Consider the following 10,353-nt stretch of genomic DNA (forward strand, 5'->3'; position numbering starts at 1 on the left):
GTGAGCTACGGGCCGGGCCGGATCTTCCCGATGTCCCGGTGGTTGCACTGTCCGTCGTGGGGGCAGAGCCGGGCCGGCAGGCGTCGGCGACGGAGCCGGAGCGGACGCCGCGGGAGATGAACGACGGACAGTGCAACCACCGGCGCGCCCCCGCCGATGCGGTGGCCGGGAAGATCCGCGGCGCCGTGTACCCGGCCCCGGCGAACGCCTCCGTCACGGCCTTCGCCACCGCGTCCGCGTGCACCTCGTCGACCAGTACGACGGCCGAGCCGCCGAACCCGCCGCCGGTCATCCGCGCGCCCAGTGCGCCGCCCGCGTTCGCCGCCGCCACCACCAGGTCCAGCTCCTCGCAGGAGACCAGCAGGTCGTCGCGGAGCGAGGTGTGGCCGTCGGTGAGGACCGGGCCGATGCCGCGTACGTCGCCCGCGTCGAGCAGGGCGACCGTCCGCGCCACCCGGTGGTTGTCGGAGACGACATGGCGGACGTAGCCGCGCACCTTCGGGTCGGTGATCCTGGCCAGTGCATCGGACAGCTGCTCGTACGCCACGTCGCGCAGCGCGGGGACGCCCAGGATCCGGGCGCCCTCCTCGCAGCCGGCGCGCCGCTCGGCGTACGCGCCGTCCCCCAGGGCGTGTTTGACCCTGGTGTCCACGACGAGCAGCCGCAGCCCCTGCGCCGCCAGGTCGAAGGGGACCTGCCGTATCGAGTGGTCGCGGCAGTCGAGGTGCAGGGCGTGGCCCTCGGCGCAGCAGGCCGAGGCCGTCTGGTCCATGACCCCGCAGGGCACCCCGACGAAGTCGTTCTCGGCGCGCTGTGCGATCAGGGCCAGCTGGTTGCAGTCCAGGCCCAGTCCGTACAGGTCGTTGAGGGCGAGCGCGGTGACGACTTCGAGGGCGGCGGACGAGGAGAGCCCGGCGCCGGTGGGGACGGTGGAGCTGAGGTGGATGTCGGCGCCCGTCACCGGGTGGCCCGCCTCGCGCAGCGCCCAGACGACGCCTGCCGGGTAGGCCGCCCAGCTGGTGTTGGTCAGCGGTTCGAGTTCGTCGGTGCGGAGCTGGACGACGCCGCCCTCGATGTCCGCCGAGTACAGCCGCAGTACGCCGTCGGTACGCCGGGAGACCTGGGCGACGGCGGTGTGCGGAAGGGCGAGCGGCATGACGAAGCCGTCGTTGAAGTCGGTGTACTCACCAATGAGGTTGACCCGGCCGGGCGCGGCCCAGGTGCCCTCGGGCGCCGCTCCGTACAGCTCCTCGAAACTCATTCCTCAGCAACTCCCCTGCGTCGGGACAACACTGTCCTGGCTGATGTGCTGTGCGAAGGCCCAGGCGTCGGAGACGATCCCGGCCAGATCGGAGCGCGAGGGGGCCCAGCCGAGCCGCTCGCGTGCGGTGTCCGCGGAGGCGACGAGCGCGGCCGGGTCGCCCGCGCGGCGGCCTGCGGCCTGTTCGGGGACCGGGTGGCCGGTGACCTTGCGTACGGTCTCGATGACCTCGCGGACCGAGAAGCCGCTGCCGTTGCCGAGGTTGCAGATCAGGTGCTCGCGCGGGGCGGCCGCGTCCAGGGCGAGCAGGTGGGCGTCGGCGAGGTCCGCGACATGGATGTAGTCGCGGACGCAGGTGCCGTCCGGGGTGGGGTAGTCGTCCCCGTACACGGAGATGGCGTCCCGGCGGCCCTGGGCGACCTGGAGGACCAGCGGGATGAGGTGCGACTCGGGGTCGTGGCGCTCGCCGTAGGTGCCGTAGGCGCCCGCGACGTTGAAGTAGCGCAGGCTGACCGCGGCCAGGCCGTGTGCCGCGCACTCGCCGCTGATCATGTGGTCGACGGCCAGCTTGGTGGCGCCGTACGGGTTGGTCGGCGCGGTGGGCGCGCTCTCCCTGATCGGTACGGTCTCGGGCTCGCCGTAGGTGGCGGCGGTGGAGGAGAACACCAGGGTGCGCACCCCGGCGGACCGCATCGCGGCGAGCAGCGCGGTGGTGCCGCCGACGTTGTTCAGCCAGTACTTCTCGGGGTTGACGACCGACTCGCCGACCTGCGACGAAGCGGCGAAGTGCAGCACCCCGTCGAAGGAGGGGTCGAGCCACCGGGCGGCGTCCTGGATTCGGCCCTCGATGAACGCGGCGCCGCCGGGGACGGACTCACGGAAGCCGGTGGAGAGGTCGTCGAGCACGGTCACGTCGTGACCGGCCTCCAGGAGATGGGCGGCCACGACACTGCCGACGTATCCCGCGCCACCGGTGACCAGGTACTTCTTGCTCACTTGCTCGCTACCTCTCGCAGTCGCTCGGCCGCGGTCTCCGGCGGCACGTCATTCACGAAGACGTTCATGCCCGACTCGGAACCCGCGAGGAACTTCAGCTTGCCCGAAGTGCGGCGAATGGTGAAAAGCTCAAGATGCAGGGCGAATTCGTCCCGGTTGATGCCGTATCCCTCCAGCTCCCCGAAGGGCGCCTGGTGGATGGCGGAGATGTACGGCGTCGGGGGCTCGCCCGCCCCGTCCTTGCCACCGCCCGGCGCGCCTTCCTTCCCGCCGCCCGTACCGTCGAAGATCCGGTCGAAGCGCTTCAAGAGTTCCAGATACATCTGTGGAAACTCTGTGCGCGCGTCGTCGCCGAGGAAGCGCAGGTCGGGCACGCGCTGCTTGGGGTAGAGGTGCACCTCGTACGGCCAGTGCGCGGCGTACGGGACGAACGCGACCCAGTGCGCGCCCTCCAGCACCACCCGGGAGCCGTCGGCCACTTCGCGTGCGACGGTCTCGTCGAAGAGGTTCCGGCCGCCGCTGCTCTCCTGGAACGCCTCGGCGGAGCGCAGCATCAGGGCGGTGCGGGGGGTGACGAAGGGGTAGCCGTAGATCTGGCCGTGCGGGTGGCCGAGGGTCACACCGATCTCGGCGCCGCGGTTCTCGAAGCAGAACACCTGCTTGACGGCGGGGAGTTCGGCCAGTTCGGCGGTCCTGTCGGTCCAGGCGTCGAGGACCAGGCCGGCCTGGTCGGGGGTGAGGTCGGCGAAGGACGCGTCGTGGTCCGATGTGAAGCAGACGACCTCACAGCGGCCGGAGTCACCGGCGAGCGAGGGGAAGCGGTTCTCGAAGACGGCGACGTCGTACTGCGCGTCGGGGATCTCGCTGAGCCGCCCGTCGCGCGAGGGGCAGAGCGGGCACTCGTCGGCCGGCGGGTGGTACGTGCGGTCCTGGCGGTGCGAGGAGATGGCGACCGCGTCGCCCAGCAGCGGGTCGGTGCGGATCTCGGAGTCGGTGGCGACGGGGCCCAGGGGGCGCCGGTCCACGGCGTCCCGGACCACGTCGTCCCGGCCGTCGTAGTAGAGCAGCTCACGACCGTCGGCGAGACGGGTCGATGTCTTCTTCACTCTGGCGCTCCTCGCCCACTGCTACCTACCCAAACAGAACCGCACACAACAAACCACAAGCCAACAGAACAGTCAATGCGTATGCAGCAAGCGCTTTCATCAGGACATACCAACCACCCCGATCACAATCAAACAAAGAACACCAGGCGTGTGTTCAATTTTTGAACATGTAGGCGTAGGTTCCACAGCGGAAAAGTTCTGGCAACGAAGCGAGTACTCATGCAATACCTGGCTGCCGGACTCCGGCTCCCCACGAACGGGCTCGACTACACGATTCTGGCGATCTACTTCATCGTGGTCCTGGGCATCGGATTCGCCGCCAGAGCGAGCGTGAAGACGAGCCTGGACTTCTTCCTCTCCGGCCGTTCACTGCCCGCCTGGGTCACCGGCCTGGCCTTCGTCGCCGCGAACCTCGGCGCGACCGAGATCCTCGGCATGGCGGCGACCGGCGCGCAGTACGGCGTGGCCGTCGTCCACTGGTACTGGATCGGCGCCATCCCCGCCATGGTCTTCCTCGGCCTGGTGATGATGCCCTTCTACTACAAGTCGAAGGTGCGCTCCGTACCGGAGTTCCTGCTGCACCGCTTCGACAAGTCGGCGCACCTGCTGAGCTCCATACTCTTCGCCTTCTCGGCGGTCCTCATCGCGGGCGTGAACCTCTACGCCCTGTCGATCGTCGTGGAGGCGCTCCTGGGCTGGCCGCAGTGGGTCGCGATCGTCGTCGCCGGCCTCTTCGTCCTCATCTACATCACCATCGGCGGTCTCTCGTCGGCGATCTACAACGAAGTGCTGCAGTTCTTCGTCATCCTCGCCGCGCTGATCCCGCTCACCATCCTCGGCCTCAAGCGGGTCGGCGGCTGGGACGGCCTCTCGAACACGCTCACCAAGAGCAAGGGCCATGACTTCATGACGGCCTGGGGCGGCACCTCGATCGGCCACGCGAACCCGCTCGGCGCGAACTGGCTGACGATCATCCTGGGTCTGGGCTTCGTCCTCTCCTTCGGCTACTGGACGACGAACTTCGCCGAGGTGCAGCGCGCGCTCTCCGCGAAGAACCTCTCGGCCGCGCAGCGCACCCCGCTGATCGCCGCCATCCCGAAGATCTTCATCGTCTTCCTCGTGATGATCCCCGGCCTGGTCGCCGCCGTCATCGCCCCGAAGATCGGCACGCCGGGCTCGGACCTCACGTACAACGACGCGATCCCGCTGCTGATGCAGGAGCTGCTGCCCAACGGTGTGCTCGGCATCGCGGTGACCGGTCTGCTGGCCGCCTTCATGGCCGGTATGGCCGCCAACGTCTCCTCGTTCAACACCGTCTTCACGACGGACATCTGGGCGCGGTACGTGAAGAAGGACAAGCCCGACGCGTACTACCTGCGCTTCGGACGGCTGATCACGGCGATCGGTGTGCTGGCCTCCATCGGCACGGCCTTCATCGCCGCCAGCTTCTCCAACATCATGAGCTACCTCCAGACGCTGTTCTCCTTCTTCAACGTCCCGCTGTTCGTGGTCTTCATCATCGGCATGTTCTGGAAGCGCGCCTCGATGAAGTCCGGTGTGTGGGGCCTGCTCGCCGGTACCACGGCCGCGATGGTCAACTACTTCTGGATCTACAAGCAGGGCATCATCAGCATCCCGACCGACCAGGGCGCCAACTTCGTCTCGGCGATCGTCGGGTTCGTCGCCGGTGCGGTCGTCATGGTGCTCGTCACGCTCTTCACCGCGCCCAAGCCGGTGGCCGAACTGGCCGGTCTCGTATACGGGACGGAGTCCCCGGACGCCCCGGAGGTGCCGGCCGAGGGGGACGACGCCTGGTACCGCAAGCCGGCCCTGCTCGGCTGGGGCGCGATCGTCGTCGCCGCCCTGTGCTACCTGCCCTACTCGCTCTGATCGGAGGCACCCACCATGTCTGAACTGCAGAACGAAGTCTCCGAACTGGAGAAGAAGTCCGCGACGGCGGCCCGCCTCTTCGACATCCGGCGCATCATCGGCGGACTGTTCGTGGTCTACGGCGTCATCGTCACGATCGCCGGGTTCACCGCGTCCGACGCGGACCTGAAGAAGGCCCAGGGCGTCAACATCAACCTCTGGACCGGGCTCGCGATGCTCGTCCTCGGGCTGTTCTTCCTGGTCTGGCTGTGGCTGCGCCCGGTGGCGCCGCCCACGCCGCAGGAGGCACCGGCCGAGGAGAAGACGCCGTAACGGAAGATCCCGTAACGGCCTTACGAGGGGCCGGACTTCACTTCGGTGAGTCCGGCCCCTCCGGCGTGTCCGGGCCGGCTGTGTCCGGGCCGGTCGCATCCCGAGCGGCTGTGTCCCGACGGGCCGGGTCCCGACCGGTGACGTCCTGACCAGTGACGTCCCGAGCGACGGTGCCCCGACCGGCCGCGTCCCGACCGGTGACGTCCCGACCGGTGACGTCCCGAGCGGTCGGCGTCGCCCGTACCGCCGCGTGGTCCAGCAGCCCGGTGCGCGCGGCGAGCGCCGCCGCCTCCAGCCGGGAGCCGACGCCGAGCTTCACCAGGATTCGCTGCACATGCGTACGGGCGGTGCTCGGCGCGATCCGCATCCCGGCCGCGATCAGCCGGGTGTCCTCGCCCTCCGCCACCCGGACCAGCACATCGACCTCGCGCGAGGTGAGCAGGCCCAGCAGCCGCTGCCCCTCGTCGTCCGGCTGCGCCACCGGGTTGAGCAGCTCGGCGAAGACGGCCTGCAGCAGCTGCGGCGCGACCGCGGTCTCCCCCGCTCGCGCCTGGGCCATGGCACGCTCGACGCCCTCCATGCGCTCGTCGTGGCGTACGTAACCCGAGGCGCCGGCGGCGAACGCGGCCGCGATACCTGGCGAGTCGGTCACCGGGCCCAGCACCACCACGGACACCTGGGGCCGTTCCCTCTTGATCCGCGCGACCGGGTCGAAGACTCCGGGCCCGGCGGGCGCGGCCGTGCCGAACAGACAGACGTCGGGCGCCCGGCTCACCACGAGGTCGGCCGCGCCCCCGGTGGGTGCGGCCGCGGCGAGCACCCGGTGCCCACGGAGTCTCAGTGCCGAGGCGAGTGCCTCGGCGAGCAGTCGGTGGTCGTCGACCACTATGAGCCGCACGCCCATGGAGCAGTCCCCCTGTTCCCCGTACCGGGAGCGGTCCCGGCATTCCTGCCCCGGCAAGTTACACGCCCGTACGGCTCCGCGCGCCCCCGACGGCCATAGTGCGCCGCCCCGTTGGGGCCCGATGGCGCCCGCGTACGCCGATGGGGGCGCCCCCGTCGCCGGGTGGCGCCCCCATCGGGTGTCCGGGGAGAGTGCCCGGGGCCCGCGGTCAGCTCGTGCCGAAACCGATGGCCAGGTAGTGCTTCTCCGAGTCGGACGACGTGTACTCGCTGAGCGTGTCGTCGGCCAGATACAGCCGGCCGTCGACGTAGCGGATCTCGGCGCTGTCCGGCAGGAAGGTGGACTCGGCCCCGCGGACCGCCTCGTCGCTGGGGTTGTTCATCAGCAGCGTCTGCTTGAGCGTGGAGCCGTTGACCGAGACGACCTGGCCGCCCTTGTTGTACGGGCCGGTCTTGTACGCGATGACGTTGGAGCCGTCCATCCGCACCGGATAGGACGTGTAGCCCGCACCCGCGTCGGCGCGGCCCGGAACGGCCTTGCCGGTGCCCAGGTCGAAGGCGACGATCTCGTTGGTCTGGCCGATCGCGTCACCCGTGCCGTCGTGCTGCTCGGTCGGGACGTACAGCCGGTCGTCGCCGACGACCAGGTTGGTGCACTGCTCGACCTCGGTGCTCCCGCACTTGCCGCCGTACTTGTCCGCCTGGGCCGGGATCCGGGCGCGCAGCTTGCCAGTCTTCGCGTCGACCGAGAAGTAGTCCGAGATGCCGCTGCCGTCGCCCGCGGTGTCGCCGACGTCGGCCGCCACGACCAGCGGGTCGGTGGAGACGATATGGGCGTACTCGACACCCGCCGGCATCTTGAAGGAGGAGAGCGGTGCGCCCGTCTTCGGGTTCAGGTTCTGAACACTGATCTGCGGGCTGTCGTAGTCGCCGCACTTGCGGACGGCGACCAGGGTGGTGGCGCCGCCGCCGTATCCGGCGTCCTCGCACTGGTCGGTGGAGACCTTCGGCGCCCAGCGCAGCTCGCCCTTCTCCAGGCCCCAGGCGGCCCCGCCGTGGGTGCTGCCGGTGGCGACGGTGTCGCCGCCGAGGGTGACCTCGTCGACGCTGACCTTGTCGTCACCGTCCTTGTACGACTTCTGCCAGAGGAGCTTGCCGCTGTCGAGGTCGAGCGCGGCGACCTCCGAGCAGCCCCAGAACTGCTTGGCCTTCGTCGGCACCTTCGGCTGGAAGGCGATGGCCGTCTTGTCGTCCTTGCTGACGTGGCTGGTCGCGGCGCAGAGCGGGCCCGGCAGCGGCAGCTTCCACACCTGGCGGCCGGAGACCGCGTCGTAGCCGTAGACCGCGTCGACGCCGGACTTCACGTACAGCTTGTCGGTGGTCCAGGAGCCGTCGACGCCGGTGACGTCGCTGACCTTCGGGGCCGGCAGCTGGAAGAGGACCTTGGAGTTGGTGTTGGCGGGCACCTTCTCCTTGCCGCCGGTGCCCGCGGTGTCGCCGCCGTTGTTGTCGTCGCGGCCGATCGGGCCCGCGGTCGACACGTTGGTTTCCTTGTCGCCCTTGCCCGCCGAGTAGACGAAGCCCGCGGCGACGATCAGCACGATCGCGATGACCGCGGCGGTGATGATCTTCGCGTCGATACCGAACTTCCCGCCACCGGCGCCGCCTCCCGTGCTGCCGGGCTGCGGCTGCATGGGCTGCGTCGGGTACTGGTACGCCGGTGCGCCGGGCTGCTGCTGGGGCTGCTGCTGGGGCTGCTGCTGGGGCTGCTGCTGGGGGAAGCCGTACCCGGGGGCGCCCGGCTGCTGCTGCGGATAGCCGTAGCCCGGCTGCGGGGGCTGGGCCTGCGGATAGCCGTACACCGGGCCCTGCGAGGACCCGGCCTGCGGCGGACCCGCGGGCGGGCCGCCGGCCGGCGGGGTCTGCGGTGCCTGGGGCGGCATCTGCGGCGGGACCGGCGGGGTGTTCGGCGGCGGTGAACCGGCGGGCGGGGTGTTCGGCGGCGGGGCCGGGGTGCCGTATCCGCCCGCCGGGGACTCCTTGGACGCGCCGAACCCTCCCGACGGCGGTCCGTTGGGCGGCTGGGGTGGCTGCTGGGGCGGCTGTGTCATCTTTCTGCCTTCGTGGAGGGGGAGTTGAGGATCCGGGGACAGCTCACTTGCCGAAGACCAGCATGGTCTTCTCGGTGGTGTCGCCCTTCTTGCCCCTGACCTGTCCCGACATCAGGAAGAACCGGTCGTCCTGATAGGCGACCAGCTTCGAGTAGAAGGAGTTCTCGATCGTGGCCGCGGACGCCGGGTTCTGCAGGACCACACTCGCCTTGCCGCCCGTCGGCGGGATGGAGACGACCGCGCCGCCCCCGTCGTACGAAGGCTCCTTGTACGCGATGAGGTGGGAGCCGTCCATCCGCAGCGGCAGCATCGTACGGTCGCTGCCCGCGGGCACCCGCCACTTCTCCTTGCCGGTGTTCAGGTTGAACGCGACGACGTCGTTCGCGCCGCTCTTCACCTGCGTCGGCAGATACAGCGTGTTGGCGTCGGCCGCCGTGCCGACACAGCCCTGGAGGTCACGGTCGATGATGGACAGACCGCACTCGGGCTGGAAGCTGTCCTTCGTGGTCAGCTGGGAGCGCCGGGTTCCGTCGTGCTTGAGGACGGAGATGTTCCAGGACTTCTTCTTCTCGTTGGTCGAGTAGATGACCAGCGGGTCCAGCGAGTAGACCTTCTTGACCTGCCAGCCCGCGGGGAGCGGGAACGTCCACTTGGACTTGCCGGTCGCCGGGTCGAGTTCCTGCACCTGCTCGGTGGCGTCCGGCTGGGCGTCCTTGGTGCACTCCTCGACCGCGATCAGCTTGGCCCCGCCCGCGAAGGCGTCGGGCTGGCACGCGCCCGCCATCTTCCCGAAGATCTTGTGTCCGTCGCTGACCGAGAAGGCGCTGGAGGGCCCCATCCGGCTGGCGGTCACGGTGTCGCCCGAGATCGTCAGCTCCAGGGAGCTCATGATGTCGAAGCTGCCCTCCTGCGGGATCTGCTTCTTCCAGCCGCCCTTGCCCGCCTTCAGGTCGATGACCTGCATCTGGTTGCAGTCGGCCTTGTCGGTGTCATTGCTCTTGTACGCGATGACGATCTTGTCGTCGGGGGTGGTCTGGCGGGGCGCGGCGCAGATCGCGTGCGGCACCGGCACGCTCCACTTCTCCTTGCCGTCGTTCACCCCGTACGCGGTGACCGTCTTGTACATCGCGCGGACGACGACATCGCCGGCGAACCACATGCCGTAGTTCTGGGCGCCGTCCTGCGGCAGCGCGACCTTGTTGGTCTGCAGCCAGAGGACCTTGTCCTCGCCCGCCTTGCGGCCCGCGTTGAGGTTGTCGTCGCCGGAGCGCCCGTCGCCGCTGCCGTCGCCCTGGTCGACACTGGCGGACGCGGACGGCTGGTCGTCCGTGTTCTTGCTGTCGCTCGCGACCGGCTTCTTGCCGTCGTCGTCACCGTTGCCGACAGCCAGGTAGACCCCGCCGCCGATGACGAGCAGCGCCGCGACGGCCGCGCCGATGATGACGCCCGGCTTGCCCTTGAAGGGGTTCTTGCCCCCGCCCTGCGGCGGGACCGGCCCACCCGGGTACTGCTGCGGATAGCCGTACGGGCCCGGCTGCTGGCCGTAAGGACCCTGCGGCTGCTGGCCGTACGGGCCGGGCTGCTGCGGCTGGCCGTACGGACCCGGCTGCTGGGGCTGCTGCTGCGGATATCCGTAGGGGCCGGACTGCGGCTGCTGGGGGGCCTGCTGGGGATATCCGTAACCGGGCTGCGGCCCGGACGGCGGCCCCTGCGGCTGGCCCTGCGGCGGTGTCGGCGGCTGGGCGGGTGCGGACGGCGGGCCGGGCGGGGTCTG

6 protein-coding genes and 2 pseudogenes are annotated in these 10,353 nt (G+C 69.9%); 2 read left to right on the forward strand and 6 right to left on the reverse strand.

Annotated features, from left to right (window positions below):
• Positions 1–139: 139 nt before the first annotated feature.
• From galK to galT, 3 genes and pseudogenes are all read right to left on the reverse strand, one after another.
• Positions 140–1,261, reverse strand: a pseudogene (galK, locus tag G3I19_RS30345) (galactokinase); the annotation flags it as partial.
• Between the two features lie 3 nt (positions 1,262–1,264).
• Positions 1,265–2,257: a UDP-glucose 4-epimerase GalE gene (galE, locus tag G3I19_RS30350; RefSeq protein ID WP_164266928.1), complete on the reverse strand. Its 993-nt coding sequence runs from the start codon at positions 2,255–2,257 to the stop codon at positions 1,265–1,267.
• Positions 2,254–3,363: a galactose-1-phosphate uridylyltransferase gene (gene galT / locus G3I19_RS30355; RefSeq protein ID WP_164266929.1), complete on the reverse strand. Its 1,110-nt coding sequence runs from the start codon at positions 3,361–3,363 to the stop codon at positions 2,254–2,256. The genes galE and galT overlap by 4 nt, the downstream gene beginning before the upstream one ends.
• A gap of 219 nt (positions 3,364–3,582) precedes the next feature.
• Here galT and G3I19_RS30360 point away from each other — a divergent pair, with 219 nt between their 5' ends.
• Together G3I19_RS30360 and G3I19_RS30365 are read left to right on the forward strand one after the other, a co-directional pair.
• Positions 3,583–5,253 carry a sodium:solute symporter family protein gene (locus G3I19_RS30360; protein WP_164266930.1) on the forward strand — a complete coding sequence of 557 codons (1,671 nt, stop codon included), beginning with the start codon at positions 3,583–3,585 and terminating at the stop codon, positions 5,251–5,253.
• A gap of 15 nt (positions 5,254–5,268) precedes the next feature.
• Complete coding sequence (locus tag G3I19_RS30365; protein WP_164266931.1) at positions 5,269–5,565, forward strand: hypothetical protein; 297 nt, start codon at positions 5,269–5,271, stop codon at positions 5,563–5,565.
• A 244-nt stretch (positions 5,566–5,809) separates the two neighbouring features.
• Here the strand turns inward: G3I19_RS30365 and G3I19_RS30370 are convergent.
• The 3 genes and pseudogenes from G3I19_RS30370 to G3I19_RS30380 all read right to left on the reverse strand — a co-directional run.
• A pseudogene (locus G3I19_RS30370) lies at positions 5,810–6,469 on the reverse strand (response regulator transcription factor); the annotation flags it as partial.
• Between the two features lie 208 nt (positions 6,470–6,677).
• Positions 6,678–8,579, reverse strand: a complete 1,902-nt coding sequence (locus G3I19_RS30375) for a PQQ-binding-like beta-propeller repeat protein (RefSeq protein ID WP_164266932.1) — start codon at positions 8,577–8,579, stop codon at positions 6,678–6,680.
• A 43-nt stretch (positions 8,580–8,622) separates the two neighbouring features.
• On the reverse strand, positions 8,623–10,353 hold a 1,731-nt coding region (locus tag G3I19_RS30380; protein WP_164266933.1), incomplete at its 5' end, for a PQQ-binding-like beta-propeller repeat protein.

The organism is Streptomyces sp. SID10853 (genome assembly GCF_010548145.1).
In the GTDB taxonomy this organism is placed as follows: domain Bacteria; phylum Actinomycetota; class Actinomycetes; order Streptomycetales; family Streptomycetaceae; genus Streptomyces.

What these genes read in the sequence shown, in the direction of transcription:
- G3I19_RS30360 (WP_164266930.1), top strand. Translation starts at nt 3,583, where the DNA reads ATGCAATACCTGGCTGCCGGACTCCGGCTCCCCACGAACGGGCTCGAC.
- G3I19_RS30365 (WP_164266931.1), top strand. Translation starts at nt 5,269, where the DNA reads ATGTCTGAACTGCAGAACGAAGTCTCCGAACTGGAGAAGAAGTCCGCG.
- G3I19_RS30375 (WP_164266932.1), bottom strand. Translation starts at nt 8,579, where the DNA reads ATGACACAGCCGCCCCAGCAGCCACCCCAGCCGCCCAACGGACCGCCG.